The organism is Labrenzia sp. THAF35 (genome assembly GCF_009363595.1).
GTDB lineage: Bacteria > Pseudomonadota > Alphaproteobacteria > Rhizobiales > Stappiaceae > Roseibium > Roseibium algicola.
In genome coordinates, this window is record NZ_CP045380.1 from 5,515,990 (window position 1) to 5,538,047 (window position 22,058).

The window sequence follows — 22,058 nt, forward strand, 5'->3', positions numbered from 1 at the left end:
TAATCTACTCAATTGACGATTAGGTCAATTTTGAAGGCAAATTGGCCCAGATTGACGGTTCGGTCAAGTGTTTCGGTATTGACCAAAAAGGCAGTTCGGCGGGCCTCCAACGGCCTATCTGGCCAGAACCACCAGGTCGACAGGACGCTTGATACCTTGGACTGCCGCATCCGACCTTGCTTCGATCAAGGGAAGATCGTGCCCCTGTACAACGGCCAGATCAAATGTCGCCTTGTCCGTCAGCGCCTTGGTTCCCTGGCTCTTGTTGGCGTCTTCCAGCTTGGCAGCGCAGTTGACGGCATCACCAATCACCGTGAATTCCAGGCGCTCCCTGGAACCGATCACACCGACCGTGACCGGCCCGGCGGCAGCCGCTGTTCCAATGCGCAATTGTCCCGGCCAGCCGGCGTCCCGAAAACGCTGCTGTTCCCGCTCCACGGTTTCCACCAGACGTCTTGCAGCCCGAAGCGCATCGGCGGCGTAGGTCGTTGAGGGATAGACAGCGCCGAAGGTTGCCAGGATGCCATCACCCAGAAACTTGTCTACCCTTCCTCCTTCCTCAACGATCACGTCAACCGCCAGGTTCTGGTACTCGGCCAGGACCGCCAGCACAGTTTCCGGAGGCAGAGTGGCGGAGGTGGAAGTAAAGGAACGGATGTCGGCATAAAGAATGGCGGCATCGCGCAAGCTTCCTTCGCCGGCCTGCAACTCCGTGTCCGCTCCGGTGATAGAGGCCGCAACTTCCGGCGAGAAGAAGCGGCTCAGGTCCATTGCAGCCGCGTGGTCTTTCGAAGCCTCGAACAGCATCGACCGTCCCCTGTAGAGGGCAACGGACAGAATGACCGTCACGGCCAGGATAACCATGGTCTTGTCCAGTTCGGCACCAATCAGGATGGTGTTGCCCGTCAGGTAGTCGACATAATTACGGGTCACGCGCATGTGGTCCATGTCTGCGAACACCGCATAAAACACCAGTCCGAGCCAGCCAGTGACCGCCACAAGGCCTGTGGTCAATACGAAACGCGGATCGAACCGCAAAGCCCTTAGCCCGATGAAGAGGAAGACATACATCAAGGTTGGGGTTTTCAGATAGAACGTCGGATGCTGGCCGTATTGAATGTGAAACGAAAAGATCAGCCCGACGAGGAGCGCCATGTCGACACCGATCGACACAAATAGATACCAGCGCGGCAACTCAAACCTGTACGACAGCACAAGCCGAAGGACGGTGAACAGAAAGTAGGCAGCAAGGGCGATCGGCACGAAGTTGAAACCGGCCGATCCCTCAGCCCTTGGTGCAATGGCGTAAAGCAGAGAGAAAAACAGAACGAGCCCAAGCTGGACCCAGCCTATCAGGCGCTCGGAGGACGCTTCTCGGGCACGGATTTCGGCCCTGACCCGTTCCGGAATGCCGGTATCCGGAGGTCCGCCTTGCAGGATGTAACGCAGTGTCTGGGATATGGTGGTCATCTCGCCGCCGATAAGACGTTGCTCGTGCGCGGATTTTCCACCGGCACCGCGAATTGCGCAAGCGACCCCGCGGTAAAGTGAGTGGACGTGAGCAGGCCCTTACCGGTTGCCTTGCAAACGCAATTGCTCAACACTGCGCACAAGTTCGGCTTGACGTCGCGACCCGGTCTTGGAGAGCGCAGCCTTGATCTGGTTGCGCACGGTATAAATGCTGATCTCACGGTCCTGGGCTATTTCCGCCGGTGTCCGGCCATCTGCGAGCTTCAGGACCGTTGCCGCTTCTGCCGGGCTGAGACCAAGCTTCTTCTGCATTTGAGCCAGGAACGTATCGCTGCCAGCTTCGGGCCTGACCGCCAGAAGTACTGCAGAGACCGCCTTGTTCATGAAAACACCGAAGGGCGTCTTGTCCAGATCACCCAGTTGCAAACCTATTGAGCGACAGGTCCAGTTCCTGCCTCTGCCGTCCCTTGCCTGCCAGTTCCGAAACACATCGAAACCACCCATGGATTGAAGCTGCACGAAGCCAGCGAACCTGCCTTGATCCTCTTCGGACCGGAAATGCAGACGCCTGTCGAAACCACAACCGACAAGAGAGCCTGAGGCCAGGAGCTTTTGCGCCTCCGCGCAGGCATAGTGGATCCGCATCGCGGTATCGATCACTAAAATCGCCGTTCCAGATCCCATGAGATGCTGTTCAGCAGCCCATTTCTCGAAGGTCAGTCCGGAGATGGTCCGATTGATTTCCAGTGACTGACGGATGACCGGGGCGAGTTGCGCGCACAGGCGAAGCCAGTCGTCTTCGTATTTGTCGCGATCCTTCGAGCGCATGTTGCCACCGAGCAGGAACATGCGATCGCCATCCAGCGCCAGCATCGACCCACCGCCACCGGTAATATCTTCAAGCGGCAACAAAAGGTCGGCGTAGAACTGGGTCTTTTTCAGCGTTTCAGGTCGGCACAGCTGATGGGTTGATACGACGTCTCCCACCTTGCAGGCGGCAAAGTTGGCAGCAAACGGGTTCTTGTCCGCGTAGTGCTCGTCGTAGAGTTCCAGAATGTACGGGTCGTATCCTGACGAAAAGGTGAGCGGTGTGGCTTTAGTCAGGTCGTCGTAGCCGATCAGCTGCGTGCATACGCGCGTACCAAGGCTGCAGCTCAGCGTGTCGAGAAAAACCTGCCACCGCCCAGGATCCAGTGCCGCCGATACAGCAAGGTTCGACAGCCTAATCAATTCTTCTGCTGCGACAGCCAACCCTTCCCCCCGGGAGTTCTTGCGGCATCACGCCAGTAAACGAAATCGGGCCGACCAGATTGACGCTTCAGCTGCCGATAAGCGCGCTCCGCCTCGCGAAGCTCCACCTCAATACATATGCAAAAACCGGAGGCAGCGCTTTAACATTGATCAAATTCCGACCATTTCGTCATCACACCAGTCTGCAGAGGCCGGCAAACTTCCAAATACAGGCCAACCATCCGCCCTTCCCCAGCTGCGGAAAATACATATTTATAGTCCAAATGGACCATGCAAGTAATTCCTACACCCTGTAAACAACTATTGATCGTATCCGGCAGGCACGAGTGACGGCATTTCAAGTCACAAGCGTTTGTTTTCCGGCGGCAATCTCGGGATTCCCGCATTCCAGCAACCGGCGATCGATCTATTTTTAAGCCTTATTGATTTTTTGGGCGGCTATTTGAGCCGCCCTTTTTTTATTATTGAAACGAGGCTTGTCTGGCAGGGCGGTGCTTACGGCTTGAGGGTCATGCCTTCGCTGGCGACCAGTGTTCCGGGATAAGCGTTTTGAGCGGCGAGACCTATTTCATCGAGCTCGTCGTCGGACCTGCGCGGATCATGATGGAACAGAACGGGGGTCTTTACGTTGCCGGCCTTTGCCAGCTCGACAGCCTTCTGCCAGGTGGAGTGTCCCCAACCCTTGTAGGTGTCGTATTCGTCGTCAGTGAACATGGCGTCATAGATCATGACGTCGGAATTGCGCACGAAATCAGGTAGAGCTGCATCAATTTCCGGATCGCCATGTTCGTGATCCGTGATGATGCAAATCGATTTGCCCTTAAATTCGAAGCGGTAACCACACGCTCCACCGGGGTGGTTAAGCCGCGTGGTGCGGATGACGAGATCATCGGTACGCGGGATCAGGTCTCCGGCATTAAAGGACTTGAACTCGACCGCCTTCAACGTCTTGGCCGCCACTGGAAAGATCGGCGGCGACATGATCCGGCTGACGATGTCAACGAGGCTGGTTTCGTCCTGAAAGTGTCCGGCCCAGGCAGTGACGGAGAAGCTCGGATCATAGGCAGGTTTGAAAAAGGGAAGACCGCAGATGTGGTCGAGATGGGTGTGGGTGAAGAGCAAATCGAAGGTTCGTGTCTTGCACCCGCAGATTTCCACGCCCAGATTTCTGGCGCCGGAACCGCAATCGACCAGAACCAGTGCGTCGCCGGCCCGGATCTCGAAACACGACGTTTCGCCGCCATAGCGGAGTGTGCTCGACCCCGGCGTCGGGGTGGACCCTCTGACGCCCCAGCAACGAAGCGAAAATTCCTCAGCCACGTGTTACTCCCTAACCGCTGGCAGCCCCTCGACGTGCGTCGGCAAGATCCCGGGTCGTCCGTTCAAGCCGCAGCGCCAGTGTCCGCATCACCTCCAGCGAGATATCCGGAAATTCTTTCAATAGTTTCAAGAAATCGTCTTTCGAAACAGTGAGAACATCCATGTCATTCGCTGCGACCAGTGTCGCGGTTCTTGGTACGTCGCACAGAATAGCGATTTCGCCAACAATTGAATTTTCCGAAACCTGCGCTACTTTTTTTTCGCCCTCAGGCGTGTCGACCAGAACATCCGCATCGCCGGACAGGATGATGAAGGCGCAATCGCCTTCTTCTCCCTGAGAGCAAAGACGTTCGCCGGAGGGGTACTCGGTCCGATCACTGATGAAGGCCAGAAGCCTCAACTTGGTCTCGTCGATCCCGCGGAACAATGGCACCTTACGGAGTGCCTCGACTTCGGTTTCAAGTGTCATCTTCTTCTCCCGCGCCCCTTGTTTTTTCGTTCCGACCGAACCGAATCGCCCGGCCGGTCCCCGCAGACCGGTTGCCCACCTATTGTCACACCCACCGTCTTACCCTTTTTCTGAAAGCCGTCCTTGATCCAGAATGAAGCGCTGATCGAATTCAGCTGCTATTTCGGCATTGGACGTGCCGAACAGGAATGTTTTGCCGGACAGGATTTGCCTCAAGCCTTCGCGAAGCGTCTTGTCCTCGTCCGTCATACCGGTGGCGATATCGTCCAATATGGTGATTTTTGCGTTTTTCAGAAGACCGCGGACCAGTGCGATCTTGCGGCGCTGGCCGGCAGACAAGCGCGAACCGGACACTCCAACGTGATATCCGAAGCCCGCATAGATGATCGGGCGCCGCAAACCGGTTTCCTCGACAATGGTGCGGATAACATCGTCGATACGCCGCCGTGCATCCCGGCGATCGACGCGTGCACGCCCGAACAGGAGATTGTCCTCAATGGTCAGCGGCGGCAGATAGACATCCGGATCGAAGGCAACGAAATTGTCGCTGTTCTTGACGACCTCTTCCAGGAACGTCTGGCGGGCGCTGATGATATCGCGCTTCAATTCGTCGGTCATGACACCCAGACGATGCCGGGCGGGGACCAGCTTGAAGGCCAGCCCGGTCAGACGTGACCGATCGGCGTCTGTCAGGCCCGGGCGTGGCTGATCGGACTTGGCGATGCGGACGATGCGCTCGAAATCCGGAATCTCATCCAGCGTGATGAAGGAGTAAGCCCCGAGCAGACCGCTGTCGCCGGAAACATTGGAGAACAGTTCCAGCATGGTTTCGGCAATCTTGAGGCCGATTTGCTGAAGCTTCTGATCGAAGCCCGTTTCCGCCAGGAAGGCCTTGACCTCATCGAGATCCGGCACCTGGTCCATGGTGATTTCCGGATCGGCCGGCACGGCAAAGAACAGATTGTCCGCCAGGCTGGCACTCGCATTGAAGCGATCGCGATGCCACAGCTCGACCAGGCCACCAAGTTCGGGTTCGTGGGCAATGCGCTCGGCGAGTGCCTTGCGCACGTTCAGGATCTTGTCGGCAAAGCCATCGTCCATGGTCGGATCGAACCGCGACTGCAGACCGAGCCGATAGATGTCCTTGTCGATCTTGACGGTCTCGAGCAGTTCAAGCGCCCTAGTGTCGAGTTCTTTCTCGTTGCTGACACCCGCGGCAGCGAAATCGTCCCAATCGGCCGCAAGGTCATACGTTGGGTTGCGTGTTTCCTTGGCTTCGGCAAGCCGCCGCTTGTAGTTCTTCAGGCTTTCCCCCTCCCGCTGGGGCGGAACGAGCGGTCGGTGGCGCAAACCGTAATAGAGGTTGTCCCGGATCGTTCCCGTCCAGACATGCACTGCCCCGCCGACATAAGCGATTTGCCGGCCGAGAGTGGCGTCCGTCAACTTGTCGAGATCGTGGCTGCCGATGCAGACCTTGCCGGAGACGGCCGCAACGAGCCCGGCGGCAAGCTGCAGGACCTCCGACCTTCCGGATCCGTCCGGACCAACAATCGCGCAAGCACTGCCGGACGGAACGGTCAGCGAGACGTCGACAACCTCCTGCCCGGCCGCACCGCCGGAGAAATTGACATTCTCGAGCTTGACGTCGCCGGAAAGTTCGACCGTATCGTCCGAGGTCAGGCGCTCCTTGTCATAAATATCCGACGGGTCGAAGTTTTCGACAACAGTCTGATACTTGACGCTGACGTCCGCAGTCATCTGGTAGAAGGAAAGCAGCTCTTTCCAGGGGCCAGCGAGATCCTTGTAGGCCGCGATGACCGCCAGCAGGGCACCGATGCTCAGATTGCCCTGAATGACCAGATACCCGCCGATCAGGTAGAAGAAGAACGGCGTCAGCTGGTTCATGAAGTTGTTCAGGAACTTGATCAGGAATTTCCGGTTGAAGATGTCATACCGGATCTTGAAGTTCTCGTAGAGGCGGTCGGAGATATCCGCCGAATGCCAGGCCGCCGCGTCGTTGGCATGGATTTCGGCAACGCCCGTGATGCTCTCGCCAACCTTGTCGGCAATGACGCGGATGTTGCGCACCCGCTGCCGGGACAACAGCACCACCTTGCGCTGCAAAAGCGGGATCACATAGCCCTGGATGGGATAGGAACTGATGGCAGCAAGCCCCAGTAGCGGGTCCTGCATGAAGATGAAGCCGATCTGAACGATCAGCATGCCGCCCTGGTAGGCCGGCAGCGCAAAGGCTTCACCAATGTAACCGCCGACATCCTCCACTTCCGACGTGATCATCGGAATGATTTCGCCTGAACTGACCTTTCTGAAATGCGGCAAGCGGAAGCGAAGCACCCGCTGGAACAGCTCGAACCGCAGGCGCCGGAGCATGCGTTCGCCGAGACGTCCCTTGTAGACGTTGAGGTAGAATTTCAGCCCGTTCGAAACGACGACCAGAAACAGGAAGGCAAAACACAGAAGAAGAAGATATGGAACTTGATCGAAATCGACGCCAAGGATCGTCCGAGGAAAATTGTCTCCCTGGACGGCATCATTGACAATCAGTTTTGGCAGTTCGAGAAGGACATAGACCACCGGGTATGTGAGTACGGTGACCATGAGAATGAAGATTTGCTGTCTGGCGCTGTATTTCCAAATAAAACCGAAAAGGCTCTTTTCCATAAGCTCATCCAAACAGACAAGGATCAAATATGTGCAAGCAGATCATATTTGGTATATTAGCGATCCGAGTTAGTTGCGCCAGCCGGGATTAACATTTGCCACAACCGCTTTAAAAGGGTCCGCAGACCGTTCCTTGTCGAAAGTCCCCTGTCAAGAAATATCCGCACGTGACAAGGGCCAATCAATTGAGACATAAGCCTTTCGGGGCAGTTTTACAAATTTAGGGGCAGTATGAGTTCCAAGACGCCGAAGATCCTCATTTACAGCCACGATTCCTTCGGGTTGGGCCATCTCAGACGCTGCCGGGCCATTGCGCAATCCCTGGTCGGGGACTTCGATACGCTGTCTGTCCTGATCCTGTCCGGCTCCCCGATCATCGGCAGTTTCGAGTTTCGCTCCCGTGTCGATTTCGTTCGCATTCCCGGCGTGATCAAGCTGCGCAACGGCGAGTACACGCCGTTGTCGCTGCATATCAACATCGACCAGACGCTTGCGATCAGGTCATCGATCATCGAACACACTGCCAAGGTGTTCGATCCGGACATCTTCATCGTCGACAAGGAACCGCTTGGCCTGCGTGGGGAAGTGCTGCGGACGCTGGAAGCCCTGAAGGATACCGACACCCAGCTCGTACTCGGCCTGCGCGATGTCATGGACGACCCGAAGGTGCTGAAGGAAGAGTGGGACCGCAAGAACGTCTATCCGGCCCTGCGCGACCTTTACGATGAAATCTGGATCTACGGACCGGAAGATATCTGTGATCCGCTGGAAGGCATCGACCTGCCGAAATCGGTGCGCGACAAGCTGCGCTATACCGGTTACCTGCGCCGTGAGCTGCCGAAATCGGCGCTCGAAAATCCTGCACCCGCGCCGTTTGACGAAGAACCCTATATCCTGGTGACGCCAGGCGGCGGCGGTGATGGCGTTGAAATGGTCGACTGGGTGATGCGCGCCTACGAAGCCCGGCAGCGGCCGCTTTTCCCGGCCCTGATCGTGCTTGGCCCCTTCATGCCGGCGGCCGCCGCAACCCAGTTCAGCGAGCGCGCCGAACACCTGCGCGACGTCGAGATCATCCGTTTCACACCGCAGATCGAACCCTATCTTGCCAATGCCACAGCCATTGTCGGCATGGGGGGCTACAATACGTTCTGCGAGATCCTGTCCTTCGACAAGCCAACCCTGATGGTACCGCGTGTCATTCCGCGCCGGGAACAGGCTATCCGGGCTGAGCGAGCCGAACAAAGCGGCCTCTTGAAGGTGTTGCCGATCGACCAGTATCCGGATCCCGACCTGATGGCTGCGGCCTTGTCCGAACTTCCGGGCATGGCTTCGCCTTCGGCAGCCGGCGTCGACAACCTGCTTGGCGGTCTGGATATCATCTCCAACCGCGTTGGAGAAATCTTCGACGAACAGCAGGCAGCCAGCCGGAAGCTGGTCAACTTCTGACCATCGCCACCCGCAAATCGCATTCTTTCAAGGGCTGACCGATGTCCCGTATCGCCGTTGTGGTCAAAGGCTATCCTCGCCTGTCCGAAACCTTTATCGCCCAAGAAATGCTTGGTCTGGAGCGGCGAGGTATCGAGATCCTGATCGTTGCCCTGCGCAAGCCGTACGACCCGTACATTCACGATCTGCACCGGCAGATTTCAGCAGAAGTCATGTATCTGCCGGAATACGTGAAAGACGACCCGGCCCGGGTTGCCCGTGCCAAACGCTGGGCGGAGAAACAGCCGACCTTCGAGGCTGCCAAGGCTCTGTTCGATGCCGATTTCGCGCATCAACCCAACGCCGACCGGCGACGCAGGTGGGCTCAGGGTTGCGTCTTCGCCCATGAACTGCCGGAAGACGTGACCTGGATCTACACCCACTATCTGCACACCCCCTGCTCCGCCTCGCGTTATGCGGCGCATCTATCCGGCCGCAAATGGTCTTTCTCCGCACACGCCAAGGACATCTGGACCAGCCCCGACTGGGACCTGAAAACCAAGATCAACGATGCGGCCTGGGGCGTGACCTGTACCGCGGTCAATGCCGAACACCTGAAAGGCCTTGCCGAGGATCCGGACAAGATCGAGCTGCTTTATCACGGCCTCGACTTTTCCGGCTTTCCGGAGCCCAAGACCAAAGCCACGACGCGTGATGGCAGCGGTGAGCCCGTGCGTCTGGTTTCCGTTGGCCGTGCCGTGGAAAAGAAAGGCTATGACGACCTTCTGGATGCTCTTGCAAAGCTGCCTGCCGCTCTCAACTGGCACTTCACCCATATCGGCGGCGGAGACCTTTCCGAGCACCTGAAGGCACAGGCGGATGCGCTTGGACTGTCGGACAGGATCACCTGGCGGGGGGCACAGCCGCGCGAGGAGGTGATCGCCACCTGCCGCGAAGCGGATCTCTTCGTCCTGCCATCGAAGCTCGCGAAATCCGGTGACCGCGACGGCCTGCCCAATGTCCTGATGGAAGCCCAGTCCATGGGCATCTGCTGCCTGTCCACCAAGGTTTCGGCGATACCCGAACTGATCCTCGACGGTGAAACCGGTGTGCTTGTTACCCCTGGCGCACCAAAGGAACTGGCCGAGGCCATGCAGCGCCTTATTACCGCCCCCGAGACCCGTCACGGTCTCGGCCTTGCCGCGGCCACGAGGGTCAGAACAACGTTCTCGACAGACCCCGGCCTCGACCGCCTTGCAGACAAGTTCCGCAAAGTCCTCTAGGCAGAACGCCAGGAAAACCATGAAAATTGCCTTCACTGCCCCGATGAAACCCCTGGATCATCCGGTCCCGTCCGGCGACCGGACCATGGGACGGTTGATCGTGAAGGCTCTGGAAAGTCTGGGGCACGAAGTGACGATTGCCAGCCGTTTCAGGTCCTGGCGCAAGGATGGTAGCGACGACATTCAGTCAGAGGTACGGAATGAGGCGCTGGCAGAGGCAGACCGGATAAGTGCCGACTGGCAACAATCAGGCTATCGGCCGGATCTTTTCCTGACCTATCATCTCTATCACAAGGCGCCGGACTGGATCGGCCCGGCGCTTGCCGACCGGTTCGACCTTCCCTATGCGATCGTTGAAGCCAGCCGTGCGCCGAAACGGCAGCAGGGCGACTGGGCCTTCGGGTTTGCCGCCGCAGATGAAGCCTTGAAGCGCGCCGATGCCGTTGCCGCCATCCACAACGCTGATGCCGAATGCCTTGCGGCGGTCGTGCCGCATCGTTGCCTATCGGTCCTCCTGCCGTTTCTGGATGCCGATCCCTTTCTCGCCGCATCGACCAATGCCAAGCCGCTTGCGGCAAGTCCTCTGAAACTGCTCTCCGTCGGCATGATGCGCGAAGGTGACAAGCAGCGCTCTTACGAAGTGCTTGCCGCGGCACTGGTCGAACTTCGGGACCTGCCCTGGCATTTGACGCTCATCGGCGACGGCCCGATGCGCGAGCAGGTCCTTGCCCTGTTTCCACCCGAACGGATCACCTGGCTCGGCGCCCTTGCCAGTGACGACCTGCCAGCCCAATACGCGCGGCACGACCTCTTCGTCTGGCCCGCAATCCGGGAAGCATTTGGTCTCGTGTTTCTGGAAGCGCAGGCAGCAGGCGTCGGCGTGATTGCCGGTGACACCTTCGGTGTCCCCGACATTGTCCGTGATGGCGAAACCGGATTGCTGTCCCCCGAGGGCGATATATCCGCACTTGCCGCCAACCTCAGCCGTGCCATGCGGGAACCGGCGCTTGTGGACAGCCTTGGCCTGGCAGCCCGCCACCACATCCTTCATTTCCATACGCTTTCGGCAGGCGCTGCCCGGCTGGAAGCACTTGCCGAAAAGGCCATGCGGAACCACTTGAGCCGCCGGGAGACGAAAGACGCATGAGCTTCAAGGCCCTCATACATGTTCAGCATCTGCTCGGGACAGGCCATGTCGTGCGGGCCGCTGCCATCGGCAAGGCACTGGCCGCCAAAGGCGTTGAGGTGACACTTGCCAGCGGCAACACAATACCGCCGACACTCGACACCGGATCACTGAAGATCATCGAACTGCCAGCCTGCAGAAGTCCGGACGCGACCTTCAAGCGTCTTGTGACTTTGGACAATGAAGATATTGACGATGCTTGGAAAATCGCCCGCGTTAAAGCATCGATTCAAGTTCTTGAGGCCGACGACTTCGACCTGCTCCTGACCGAGACCTACCCCTTCGGCCGTCGCCAGCTTGACTTCGAACTGGCCCCTCTTCTGGAAACCGCCAAGGCGAGCAGCAAGGTCCCGCTGATTGCCACTTCCATTCGCGACATTCTGGTGCGCAAGAAGCAGCTTTGGAAAGAACGCTGGATGGCCGACCAAGCGCTGAAATTCTACGACCGGATCCTGATCCATTCCGATCCGGACTTCATCCGCCTTGCAGACAGTTTCCCCTTTGCCGAGGAAGTCGACCACCTGGTTCGCTACACCGGTTATGTCGGCGGCGATCCACGGCCTGCTGTGGAAGGACCGGACGGCGAGGACGAGGTGATCATTTCCTGCGGTGGCGGCGCCGTTGCCGAAAGCCTGCTGTCGGCGGCACTGGAAGCCAAACCACTGTCGCGCCGCGCGGAAGACACGCCGTGGCGGGTGCTGATCGGTCACGACATTTCCGACGACGCCTTTGCCATTTACCGGCAAAGCGCGGTGGATGGCGTCATTGTCGAGCGCGCCCGGCGCGACTTTCCGGACCTTTTGAAACGGGCGCGCCTTTCCGTCAGCCAGGCAGGCTACAACACCGTGCTCGACATTCTTCAGGCTGGTGTTCCGGCTGTCTTCGTGCCCTTTGCCCAGATCAACGAGACCGAACAGACACAACGCGCGGAAGCGCTTGCCGGCCATGGACGGGCGATCGTTACGCCGGAAGCAGACCTCACACCAGAGCGGCTTGCCGCTGCCATAGACGATGCTCTGGCTCTTCCGCGCAGCAAGCACAGCGTCCGCCTGGGTGGTGCGGAGGAAAGCGCCCGTGTCCTGCTTCAAGACCTGAAAGACCGGATGTCATGACCACTGACCCGCACCGCTTCCGGCAAGAGCTTACCGATCATCTCGACTGGTTTGCCGAACGCGGCCGCAAGGTCCGCTTCTGGTGGCGCGATGACGACGCTATCGAACCGACACCAGCTCTTGAACGCATGTTGTCGCTTGCCAACACCCACAAGGTCGATCTGGCTTTCGCGGTCATCCCCAAGATGGCGACGAAAGCCCTTGCAGAGCGGTTCGCCGATCAACCACATGCCCTGGTTCTGCAACATGGCTGGCAGCATAAGAATTTCCAGCGGAAGGACCTCGGCGAAAAAGCAGCCGAGCTTGGTTCCCGGCGGGATCCGGACGACCTGATGGCCGAGCTCAAGGCAGGTCATGACCGTCTTCAGGAACTCTTTGGCGACAAGTTCGTGAAGGCCATGGTTCCTCCCTGGAACCGGATCGATCCTGAAATCTCCCGCCGCCTGCCCGGCATCGGCCTGTCGGGTCTATCAACCTTCACCTGGCACAACTTTCCGCGGGCGCATCAGCTCCAATCGCACATCGACATCCTGAAATGGAAAAAGCAGGTGCGCTTCATCGGCTGGGAAAGTGCACGGCTGCGCTTCGACCTGCAGCTTACCCGCCGGCGCAACACCGGCGCCGAGCCGGTCGGCCTCCTGACGCACCATCTGGTGCATGACGACGGCTGCTTCGAATTTCTGGAGATCTTTCTGGAGATCGCCGCTCATCATGAAGGCGCTGAATGGCCGGACGTGAAAAGCCTCTTTAGCGAGAACGAATCCTGGCCTTTCGGGTAAGAGCCTCTGTCTGAGGCGAGAGGCGCCAGACGAGCAAAAGTTATGCGTCTCCCCGGCCAAGCACCGCTCAGATCCGGGGTCTACTCTCTGCGATCGCCCGGGGTGGCCTTTTAGGGGTGATCTACTCCTGCCAGATGGTCTTCCTTGCCAGAATGGATCAGGAGCTTGCAGCTTGGGCTGGTCTGCCGCATAGCTGCGCCAGATCCAAATCCGGTGAGTCGACGCAAAGGCCCAAGGCATGAAAGACACGCTCTACATACTCGCCCCTGGATTTGAAGACCCCGCCTATCCCGGCAAGACCTTCTATTGCTGGCATTGCGCGCTCATGGAAGGCGTGCTCGCCTCGTTTCCGGAGCTTGCGGACCGGCTTGACGTTCGCCGCATTGCCTGGCCGAAACCGCGCAGGGAAGTGGCCGAACTTCTGGGGGAAGACAATCAGTCCCTGCCTGTGCTGGTGCTCTCCGAAGGCGGATTCATCAATGACAAGGACGCGATCCTCGCCGCCCTCACCGAGCGCCACGGCTTTCCGCATCCTCATCCCTGACAGACAAAAATCAGACCTGTTTACAGTCTTCGTCTATTCCGCGGCTTCCAGTCGTTCCGGCTTCAGAGCAGCAGCAAATTGTTTGCGCAGGAGGGCGAGCTTCGGGTCGATATAGGTCTTGCAGAACGGGCGTTCCGGCCCCTTGGCATAGTAGTTCCGGAACTGTTCGTCGGAGGCCTTGAACTCGGCAAGCGTCATTACGCGCGTCACTAGCGGTTCGTCAAAGCGCTGCTGCAAGGCGCGCATCAGCCTTCCGACCTTCACACCTGTACCGGCGTCATAAACGTAGACGGCACTGCGATACTTACCACGCATCTTGTGGTGGGAGGTGCTGGAGTGGGTGCGCAGATGGATCTCGAGCAGGACCTCCAGCGGCAACGCGACCGGATCGAAGGTCACCACCACCGCTTCTGACCAGGCATTTTCTGGCGGATCGGAGCGGATGAAGCCCTGTTCCACCTTCGAAATGCCAGCAATTGCCTGAAAGACGGCCTCGGTACACCAATGGCACCCGCCGCCCAGCCCGATTTTCACCCCGGCCTCCAATGTCATGATCGATGCTCCCAGTGTGACGTCAGGCATTTCGTTTGCAAAACGGCTTGGCGGAGATTCCCCCAGACGAGATCTTATGCCGTCAATTGACAGACAGCGCACAACATAAGATTGTGAGGCATGATCAATCGCGCGACCCTTCATCTAACCGTGGTGCATATCGTCGTTCCCGCAGGGGACGCGAGGGGATCACTGTTGGCTGAAGACATCTAACCGGATCGCATCGCAACCCTGCTTCGAAGAGCAGGGTTTGTCAGATGCCTGCTCTCTCGATCCAACGAATGAGGGCAAAATGAGCATTTCAGACATCCCCGCGGAATTTGCACCGGTCTACAGGCCAGGTAGCTGGCCCGAAGGCCTGAGTATACGCGCCGAAACACCGGACGACGTGGTCGGTTTGACCGTCCTGCAAGGTCTGCCGAAGTTCCGGGCAGGTACCTTGCGCCTGCCCTATCCCAGGCGCAAGGACGTCGAGGCCCGTGTGAACCAGTCCTCTCCGGACAAGGTTTCTCTGGTCGGCATTTTGGGCGGGACGCTGGTCGCCGCCGCCGGTTTTGCCCGTTTCGCCGGACGGCGCGGACATGCGGCCAGTCTGGGCATGGGCGTACACGACGATTACACCGGACGCGGGATCGGCCGGGCGATGCTGACAGAGCTGATCGAAATAGCGGACAACTGGATGAACATCCGCCGCCTGGAACTGACGGTCTTCACCGACAACGAAGCAGCCGTCAGGCTCTATCAGACACTTGGCTTCGAGATCGAAGGCACCCACAAGGACTTTGCCTTCCGCTCCGGGTCGTTTGTCGACGCCTATGCGATGGCGCGGCTCAGGGTGTGAGTGAAAGGCGCCTGCTCCTGATCTCTTTCCTTGTCGTCCCGGTTTGCCGCGCAAGCGGCAAGACCGGGACCCAGTATCCGCGAGACCCGGCTGAAAACCACAGCGAGTACGGCAGTTTACTGGATCCCGGCCTTCGCTGGAATGACAGGTTCCTCATGCTCGACATTGCAGAAAATCAAGGGTTTTGAAGCCATCCGGACAACAGCCACGGCAATGCGAACCACACGTGCTCCAGCCCCTTCTGCTCAGGCCGCTTCCCTTTTCTCCGCCGCCTTCGGATTGGCCGCAAAGTCGATGGCGGCTTTGAGGACATCCGGATCACCGATCTGGTTGGCGAGGATAAGGATTAGCCTGGCATTCATGCAGTTTGCTTCCTCGTCACTCATATGGCGCTGACTGGAGACCAGATACTCATAGAAGCCGTCCGGATCGGGAAGGTTTCGTGTCAGGTTCAGCTTCAGATTTAGGGCCATGGTTCATGCGCCTCCCATCGCGGTTTTCAAGGCGGCTTCCACCTTGTTGTCGTTGAAATAGCGCCAGCGAGCGGCAACATGCTGGTCCGGGCGGATCAGGTAGACCGTTCCGGGAGCCGCGTCGTAACGGGCTGCAAGTGTTCCGTCCTTGTCCTGCAGGTCCTTGCCCACACGCAGGACCCGGGCCTTGACGTTGCCGGCTGACACATCTGTTGCGGCTTCATCGCCAAAGACAAGCAAGGTGAACCCATCGCCGATCTGGTTGAGGAACCAGGCCGCCTCGCCGTTCACGTTCACAGGTGCGTCCGCACAGCACGTGCCCGGGGACATCTTGCCTGCGAAACTGGATTCGTCGGCCGTGTTGAGCGTGCTTTCGACATAGGGTGTGGGCGCCGACAAACGTCCGGAGTTGACCAGCGGCTTGGCAAAGTCGGTCACCTCGGAAAGATCCAGAACCGCGTCCCGGAACCGGCGAGAGGCCTCGTTTTTCGGTGTGATGAAATCGGTGGACCTGGTCGAGTTCAGCAGGTTGTCGTCCGCCGCAAAGGCTCGCTCCGTGTGGTAGCTGTCAATGAGGCTATCCGGAGCGTCTCCGTCCAGCACCAGTTTCAGCTTCCAGCCCAGATTGTCGATGTCCTGCACGCCGGTGTTGGCGCCGCGTGCGCCGAAGGGTGAAACCTGATGGGCAGCATCGCCCGCGAACAGTACCCGGCCATAACGGAAGTTATCGATCCGCCGGCAGGCGAACTGGTAGACGGAGGCCCATTCCAGCTCAAACTCCTTGTCCTCTCCCAGCATCGCCTTGACGCGCGGAATGATGTTTTCCGGCTTTTTCTCTTCTTCCGGATCGGCCTCCCAGCCGAGCTGAAAATCCAGCCGCCAGACATCGTCGCACTGCTTGTGCAGAAGAGCAGACTGCCCCCGATGGAACGGCGGGTCGAACCAGAACCAGCGCTCGGTCGGAAAATCGGCTTTCATGATGATGTCGGCGATCAGGAACCGATCCTGGAAGAACTGGCCGGAAAAGCCTGCCCCGACCATCTTGCGTGTGTCGGAGTTGGCACCATCGCAGGCAACTACCCAGTCTGCTTCCATCTTGAAGACACCGTCAGGCGTTTCGACGGTCAGCACGACATGATCGTCCCCCTGCTGCAGGTTCAGGAGCTTGTGCTTCCAACGCAGGTCTATGAGGTTCGATTTCTGAGCCTCATCGACCATGTATTCCTCCAGATAATATTGCTGGAGGTTGATGAAGGCCGGGATCTTGTGGCCGTCTTCCGGCAGAAGGTCGAATGTGTAGGCAAGGTCGTCGCGGAAGAAGACCTTGCCGATCTTCCATTCGATACCCTTGTCGATCATGCGTGTGGCGCAGCCGAGCCTGTCCCAGATCTCCAGCGGTCGCTTGGCGTAACAGACCGCGCGCGAGCCGATGGAAACGGTGTTGTTGTCGTCCAGAACGACGGTGGGGATGCCCCGCTGAGCGAAATCAAGCGCAGCCGTCAGTCCGATCGGCCCAGCCCCGATCACCACCACCTTGTGGCGCTTGACCGTACCTGTCTGCTGCTCCTCCGACTGACGATAACTGTATTGCGGATATTGATAGGTCTGAAACATCGGGCTCTCCTCCCAGATCCGCCAGGGCGGCATCAATCGAACGGCATTTGCCGCACTGGCGGCATGTGTCTTGCTCACACATCGGCCAGCTCTTTGGCGTGCAGCCATTCAGCGTGTTTCGGGGCCCTTTTGGTCTTCGACCATTCTTCCAGCATCTGCCACTTGACCTCGTCCAGGCGAGCCAGAAGTTGGTCTTCTTCGGGATCCGGGCAAGCCAGTTCGACACGGTGACCGTTGGGGTCGAAGAAATAGATGGAGTGGAAGATTGAGTGGTCGGTCACGCCCAGAACCTCGACACCGTTCTTTTCCAGGTGGTCCTTGAACGCGACCAGCTCGTCCCGATCCTTCACCTTGAAGGCGATATGCTGCACCCAGCGCGGCGTATTCGGGTCAAACCCCATCTCGGGTTTGGTCGGCAGTTCGAAGAACGCCAGGACATTGCCGTTTCCGGCATCCAGGAAGACGTGCATGTAGGGATCGGGATCGTGGGTAGAGGGAACATGATCTTCGGCGATCGCCAGAACAAAATCCATGTTCAGCATCTTGCCGTACCATTCCACGGTTTCCTTGGCGTCCTTGCAACGATAGGCGACGTGATGCATCTGCTCGATCTTCATGGGACCGCTCCTCCAAATTAGTTACATATGTAACCATATAGCTCCGCAGTCTGTCCGCCTTGATCTAAGTCAAATTGGTTACATTCGTAACTAATTTGAAGGCCAATCCACGCAACACCGTCATCCCGGACAAATGCGACCAGGTCGAGCACCGATCCGGGATGACAAACCCTCCTCAAAATCAGGCGATCAACCTCGTGTTGGAATTGACAGGCCATGACCTGCGTTCTCATATGAGGTACCTGCCAGCGAGGAGCTTTCCATGTCCGCTCACGAGCACGATCATTCCCACGATCACGACCATTCCGAATTGAGCGAAATAGAGCTGCGTGTACGCGCTTTGGAAACGCTGCTGACGGAAAAGGGATATATCGATCCCCCTGCCCTGGACGAGTTGATCGAAACTTATGAAACCAAGATCGGCCCCAAGAACGGCGCCCGCGTTGTTGCGCGGGCCTGGGCGGATGCAGACTACCGGGACCGGCTCCTGCAAGACGCGACCTCAGCGATTGCCGAGTTCGGTTTCACGGGCCGTCAGGGTGAACACATGGTGGCGGTCGAGAATACCGACCAGACCCACAACATGGTCGTTTGTACACTGTGCTCCTGTTATCCCTGGACAGTGCTGGGCTTGCCGCCTGTCTGGTACAAGTCCGCTCCCTATCGGTCCCGCGCCGTGCGCGACCCGCGAGGTGTTCTGGATGAATTTGGCGTAAAGCTGCCAGATGATACCGAAGTTCGCGTCTGGGATTCGACTGCTGAAATCCGCTATCTGGTGATCCCCAAACGCCCTGCGGGAACAGACGGGTGGAGCGAGGAACGTCTGGCGGATCTCGTCACCCGCAACAGCATGATCGGTACCGGCCTGGCGCTCGATCCTTCCGAACTGGAGGATGCGGCATGAACGGCGCGCAGGATCTTGGCGGACAGATGGGCTTTGGCCCCATCGAACTGGAAGAAAACGAACCCAACTTCCATGCCAAATGGGAAGAACGCGCGTTTGCGGTAACGCTAGCCATGGGCGCAACTGGCTCCTGGACGCTTGATGCATCGCGCTTTGCCCGCGAATCCTTGCCGCAAGTTACCTACCTGACCTCCAGCTATTACGAGATCTGGACCAGAGGGCTTGAAAAACTTGTGCTGGCCAATGGCCTCGTTACGGAAGAGGAACTGAAACAAGGCCGGAAACTTGAAGCCGCGAAGCCGGTCAAGCGCGTGCTCTCGGCAGACGCTGTTGCCGGAGTTCTGGCCAAGGGTGCACCGGTCGACCGAGAGGAACATCAGCCCGCCCGTTTCCGCGTCGGTGACAAGGTCCATACGCGGCGCATGAACCCCGAACACCACACTCGCCTTCCCCGCTATGCCCGCGATGCTGTCGGCGCGATCGAGGTCATTCACGGCGTTCATGTGTTTCCGGATACCAACGCGCACGGCGAAGGCGAACAGCCGACCTGGCTTTATGGTGTCCTCTTCAAGGGGACCGACATCTGGGGGCCTGACAGCGATCCCAAGCTTTCCCTGCGTATCGATCTCTGGGAGCCTTATCTTGACCTTGCCCGATAAGTTTCTCGAAACGCCGTGCCTGCCGCTGGATGAAGACGGCGGGCCGGTGTTCGGTGCTCCCTGGGAAGCCAGGGTTTTCGCCATGACGGTGAAAGCCCATGAAGCCGGAGTGTTTACCTGGGGAGAATGGGCTGAGGCTCTGGGCGCCGAGCTTGCCAAGGATGGCGACGGAAGCGGCGAGACCGAAGGCTATTACGACCGTTGGCTGGCGGCCTTCGAAGGTCTGCTCACAGCCAAGAACATTGCCGCAGCCGGACAACTTGCAGACCTGCGCAAGGCCTGGGACAACGCGGCCAGGGCCACGCCGCACGGCGCACCAATCGTTCTTCAGAGGTCCTGAGGACGACCATGCGCCTGTTGCTTCCGCCTCCGGTCGTCGTCGGCATCGGACTGCTTCTGCTGTATGGAGGCGCCAGGCTGTTTCCGGCGCTGAACCTCACCTTTTCAGGTCAGACTTCGATCGCCGCGGTGTTCCTCATCGCCGGACTGGCAATTGGCGGACACGCGCTTTTTCGCTTTGTCATGGCGGGAACGACCTTCAACCCCATAACGCCTGATAGAGCCAGAACTCTGGTGACCCATGGTTTCTACAGGGTGTCGCGCAACCCGATGTATGTCGCCGACGTTCTACTGCTGCTGGCATTCGGCACCTACCTCGGTACGGCGACGGTTTTCGCCGTCGTTCCGGCTTTTGTCTGGTACCTGACCGAATTCCAGATCAGGCCTGAAGAAGAGCATCTGAAGCGCCTGTTCGGTCAGGAGTATCTCGACTATTGCGCGCGCGTTCGCCGCTGGCTCTGACAGCTGGCAACGTCACTCAATTCCCGAGGTAGAGACTGCTCTTTTCCTTGAAGGCGTCGGCCGCAAAGCGAAGAAAGGTTCGTACCCTGGCGACGTTCTTCAGGTCCGGATGGGTCAGGATCCAGATATCGAAGTAACGGCTCGGTTCGACGCCCGGCAGGCGGATCAAGTCGGGATCAGGATCCCCCAGAAAGCAGGGCAAACGGCCGATACCCATGCCGGCCCGAACGGCCGCATGCATAGTGATCATGTCATCGGTGACCGTTGCCACCTCACCATTGGGGTACCGATCGCGCATTTCCTTCGGCACCTTGTTGCCCCACCATTTGAAGGCGATGAAAGGCACTGCCTGCGATGTGACCGTTTCGAGCGCCGCGTCCCGGTATCGGCGGGCAAAGTCTCGCGACACGTAAAAACAGCGGTTCTGGCCTGTGGCAAGACGGCCAAACAGGCTTTCATCGGGCTTGTCGGTGACACGCACCGCGATATCGGCCTCGCGCCGGTGCAGACTCAGAATTTCGTTGGCCGCATTCATGGTGACGTCGATGCCCGGGTGCCGCTCCTTGAAGCGCGCGACAATCTCGGCCAGTTGCACCTGGAAAATTAGCTGTGCTGCCGTGACACGCAGCGGGCCTTCGAGTTCGGCATCCTTGGCGGCAATGCGCATGTCCAGCGCAAGCACTTCCAATTCCATCCGGCGGGCGGCTTCAACCGCCTCTTCGCCGGCGGTGGTCGGCGTGAACCCTTCCGGAAGACGGTCGAACAGACGTGCGCCAATTTCCTCTTCCAGCGCCGACAGCCGCCGCGACACAGTTGAATGCGTTACACCAAGGCTGCGGGCGGCCTTTGTCAGGCTGCCGGCATTGGCAATGGCGAGCACGAATTTCAGATCATCCCAGCTATACATGGCACGTGCATTTTTGCACAGTTCGGTTACGAATTTGAAGAATTTTTCGCAAGCCGCCTCTGCGATAGGTTTCTGGCATCTCAAGCAAAGGAGACTAAGAGATGTCCATTCAAGCGATTGCCATGATCACGGTGACGGATCGCGAAGCGCTCGGCGCCTATCGTGAAAAAGCTGCAGACGCTCTCGCCCGCCATGGTGGCAGCGTCATTGCAGCGGATCCCGAACCTCTGGTTCTGGAAGCGGCTATCGATGCGCCGAACATGGTTGCCCTGCTGTCCTTCCCCACGCCCGATGCCGCCAAGGCCTGGCATCGCGACCCGGACCTTGCCGATGTGCACGCACTTCGGAACAAGGGCGGCAAATCGACGATTGTCGTGCTTCCGGGTTGATCACCTGTCACTGGGCAAATCGTCCTCCCGAGGAGGATCACCAAGTGCACTCCAGGAACGGGGGAGTCGCTGCCTGAGCACGCCGCCCCCCTTGAATCATTACAGTCCTGCTTCCTCAGGCTGAGGAAGCAGGACTGTGTTCGCCAAATTCAATGCTGATTTTCGGGCTCTCCGGTGCTTACCGAACCGGCTTCACCAGGCGCATGCGCCAGGTGACGCCTTTCTTGTCGGAGACGAGACGATAGTCATCGAGCACTTCCCACTTGCTGGTATCGTCGGTTGCTTCCCAGAGCTTGTTGATCAGCTTGTTTGCACCTGACTCCGGCTTTTTCGGTGAATACATCGACAGCGCGATAACACCGTTTTCCTTCAGGAACGGGACGTAGCGGGCAACGACGGCAGCCGGGTCATCCGCGAAGTGAAGAACCTCGTTGAAGACAATGGCGGAGAACGTTTCGCCTTCCTGAGCTTCGAAAGTGTGCATGTCGCCTGCACGCAGGCTGGCGATGGCCGGGTCGACATTGGCGATCTGCAGGGAAGCCGGGGAAAGATCCATGCCGACATAGCGCTTGACGCCCATAGGCTGCAAACGCTCGTAGAGCAGGCCTTCGCCGCAGCCGATATCGAGAACGTCATCCATGGAGCCGGTCAGGCTCAGCCACATGCCGATGATGCCGTATCGGCCGCTTTCAGGCAGCGAGCGCAGGAAGGCCCAGCGACCGGCTTCATATTCCTCGTCCCAGCCAGCGGCGGTGGTGGCATTCTTCGACATTGTGACTT

At 58.6% G+C, this 22,058-nt stretch carries 23 protein-coding genes; 12 read left to right on the forward strand and 11 right to left on the reverse strand.

Annotated features, from left to right (window positions below; translation table 11 throughout):
• Positions 1–114 precede the first annotated feature (114 nt).
• From FIU93_RS25385 to FIU93_RS25405, 5 genes are all read right to left on the reverse strand, one after another.
• Positions 115–1,470, reverse strand: a complete 1,356-nt coding sequence (locus FIU93_RS25385; RefSeq protein ID WP_152507123.1) for an adenylate/guanylate cyclase domain-containing protein — start codon at positions 1,468–1,470, stop codon at positions 115–117.
• Between the two features lie 99 nt (positions 1,471–1,569).
• On the reverse strand, positions 1,570–2,721 hold the full coding sequence (locus tag FIU93_RS25390; RefSeq protein ID WP_152507124.1) for a helix-turn-helix transcriptional regulator: 1,152 nt from the start codon (positions 2,719–2,721) through the stop codon (positions 1,570–1,572).
• 495 nt (positions 2,722–3,216) lie between these two features.
• Entirely contained in the window at positions 3,217–4,041 is an 825-nt protein-coding gene (locus tag FIU93_RS25395; protein ID WP_022997784.1) for an MBL fold metallo-hydrolase, read from the reverse strand.
• A 10-nt stretch (positions 4,042–4,051) separates the two neighbouring features.
• The gene (locus tag FIU93_RS25400) at positions 4,052–4,510 is read right to left on the reverse strand and encodes a Crp/Fnr family transcriptional regulator (protein WP_006931293.1); all 459 of its coding nucleotides are present in this window, start codon (positions 4,508–4,510) and stop codon (positions 4,052–4,054) included.
• Between the two features lie 99 nt (positions 4,511–4,609).
• A complete protein-coding gene (locus FIU93_RS25405; RefSeq protein WP_152507125.1) occupies positions 4,610–7,192 on the reverse strand; it encodes an ABC transporter transmembrane domain-containing protein in 2,583 nt (860 codons plus the stop codon).
• 231 nt (positions 7,193–7,423) lie between these two features.
• Here FIU93_RS25405 and FIU93_RS25410 point away from each other — a divergent pair, with 231 nt between their 5' ends.
• From FIU93_RS25410 to FIU93_RS25435, 6 genes are all read left to right on the forward strand, one after another.
• Entirely contained in the window at positions 7,424–8,638 is a 1,215-nt protein-coding gene (locus tag FIU93_RS25410) for a glycosyltransferase (RefSeq protein ID WP_055658765.1), read from the forward strand.
• 41 nt (positions 8,639–8,679) lie between these two features.
• Positions 8,680–9,900, forward strand: coding sequence for a glycosyltransferase family 4 protein (locus FIU93_RS25415; protein ID WP_152507126.1), 1,221 nt, complete (start codon positions 8,680–8,682; stop codon positions 9,898–9,900).
• 19 nt (positions 9,901–9,919) lie between these two features.
• The gene (locus FIU93_RS25420; protein ID WP_152507127.1) at positions 9,920–11,047 is read left to right on the forward strand and encodes a glycosyltransferase family 4 protein; all 1,128 of its coding nucleotides are present in this window, start codon (positions 9,920–9,922) and stop codon (positions 11,045–11,047) included.
• Positions 11,044–12,198: a glycosyltransferase gene (locus tag FIU93_RS25425; protein ID WP_152507128.1), complete on the forward strand. Its 1,155-nt coding sequence runs from the start codon at positions 11,044–11,046 to the stop codon at positions 12,196–12,198. Before FIU93_RS25420 ends, FIU93_RS25425 begins: the two co-directional genes overlap by 4 nt.
• Positions 12,195–12,977 carry a polysaccharide deacetylase family protein gene (locus FIU93_RS25430; RefSeq protein ID WP_152507129.1) on the forward strand — a complete coding sequence of 261 codons (783 nt, stop codon included), beginning with the start codon at positions 12,195–12,197 and terminating at the stop codon, positions 12,975–12,977. Before FIU93_RS25425 ends, FIU93_RS25430 begins: the two co-directional genes overlap by 4 nt.
• A gap of 238 nt (positions 12,978–13,215) precedes the next feature.
• Positions 13,216–13,521, forward strand: a complete 306-nt coding sequence (locus tag FIU93_RS25435) for a DUF3088 domain-containing protein (RefSeq protein WP_152507130.1) — start codon at positions 13,216–13,218, stop codon at positions 13,519–13,521.
• Between the two features lie 33 nt (positions 13,522–13,554).
• Here FIU93_RS25435 and FIU93_RS25440 read toward each other — a convergent pair whose 3' ends face one another.
• Complete coding sequence (locus tag FIU93_RS25440; RefSeq protein ID WP_055658752.1) at positions 13,555–14,073, reverse strand: peptide-methionine (S)-S-oxide reductase; 519 nt, start codon at positions 14,071–14,073, stop codon at positions 13,555–13,557.
• 292 nt (positions 14,074–14,365) lie between these two features.
• On the opposite strand from FIU93_RS25440, the gene FIU93_RS25445 reads away from it, so the two are divergent.
• Entirely contained in the window at positions 14,366–14,914 is a 549-nt protein-coding gene (locus FIU93_RS25445) for a GNAT family N-acetyltransferase (RefSeq protein WP_152507131.1), read from the forward strand.
• Between the two features lie 245 nt (positions 14,915–15,159).
• Here the strand turns inward: FIU93_RS25445 and FIU93_RS25450 are convergent, their stop codons facing one another.
• The 3 genes from FIU93_RS25450 to FIU93_RS25460 form a co-directional block, all read right to left on the reverse strand.
• Entirely contained in the window at positions 15,160–15,387 is a 228-nt protein-coding gene (locus FIU93_RS25450) for a DUF2783 domain-containing protein (RefSeq protein ID WP_075282037.1), read from the reverse strand.
• Positions 15,388–15,390: 3 nt separating this feature from the next.
• Complete coding sequence (locus FIU93_RS25455; RefSeq protein ID WP_152507132.1) at positions 15,391–17,001, reverse strand: FAD-dependent oxidoreductase; 1,611 nt, start codon at positions 16,999–17,001, stop codon at positions 15,391–15,393.
• A gap of 74 nt (positions 17,002–17,075) precedes the next feature.
• Positions 17,076–17,618, reverse strand: a complete 543-nt coding sequence (locus FIU93_RS25460; protein ID WP_152507133.1) for a VOC family protein — start codon at positions 17,616–17,618, stop codon at positions 17,076–17,078.
• A 262-nt stretch (positions 17,619–17,880) separates the two neighbouring features.
• Between FIU93_RS25460 and nthA the strand changes: the two genes are divergently transcribed.
• From nthA to FIU93_RS25480, 4 genes are read left to right on the forward strand one after another with little or no spacing between them, the layout of a single operon-like run.
• Positions 17,881–18,522 carry a nitrile hydratase subunit alpha gene (gene nthA / locus FIU93_RS25465; RefSeq protein WP_022997799.1) on the forward strand — a complete coding sequence of 214 codons (642 nt, stop codon included), beginning with the start codon at positions 17,881–17,883 and terminating at the stop codon, positions 18,520–18,522.
• Entirely contained in the window at positions 18,519–19,181 is a 663-nt protein-coding gene (gene nthB, locus FIU93_RS25470) for a nitrile hydratase subunit beta (RefSeq protein WP_152507134.1), read from the forward strand. The genes nthA and nthB overlap by 4 nt, the downstream gene beginning before the upstream one ends.
• Positions 19,171–19,521, forward strand: a complete 351-nt coding sequence (locus FIU93_RS25475; RefSeq protein ID WP_152507704.1) for a nitrile hydratase accessory protein — start codon at positions 19,171–19,173, stop codon at positions 19,519–19,521. The genes nthB and FIU93_RS25475 overlap by 11 nt, the downstream gene beginning before the upstream one ends.
• An 8-nt stretch (positions 19,522–19,529) precedes the next feature.
• The gene (locus FIU93_RS25480) at positions 19,530–19,982 is read left to right on the forward strand and encodes an isoprenylcysteine carboxylmethyltransferase family protein (protein WP_152507135.1); all 453 of its coding nucleotides are present in this window, start codon (positions 19,530–19,532) and stop codon (positions 19,980–19,982) included.
• A 16-nt stretch (positions 19,983–19,998) separates the two neighbouring features.
• Here FIU93_RS25480 and FIU93_RS25485 read toward each other — a convergent pair whose 3' ends face one another.
• On the reverse strand, positions 19,999–20,889 hold the full coding sequence (locus FIU93_RS25485; protein WP_022997803.1) for a LysR family transcriptional regulator: 891 nt from the start codon (positions 20,887–20,889) through the stop codon (positions 19,999–20,001).
• Positions 20,890–20,990: 101 nt separating this feature from the next.
• Here FIU93_RS25485 and FIU93_RS25490 point away from each other — a divergent pair, with 101 nt between their 5' ends.
• On the forward strand, positions 20,991–21,278 hold the full coding sequence (locus tag FIU93_RS25490) for a DUF1330 domain-containing protein (protein ID WP_055658736.1): 288 nt from the start codon (positions 20,991–20,993) through the stop codon (positions 21,276–21,278).
• Between the two features lie 178 nt (positions 21,279–21,456).
• On the opposite strand, the gene FIU93_RS25495 is transcribed toward FIU93_RS25490, so the two are convergent.
• Complete coding sequence (locus tag FIU93_RS25495; protein ID WP_022997805.1) at positions 21,457–22,050, reverse strand: class I SAM-dependent methyltransferase; 594 nt, start codon at positions 22,048–22,050, stop codon at positions 21,457–21,459.
• Positions 22,051–22,058 lie beyond the last annotated feature (8 nt).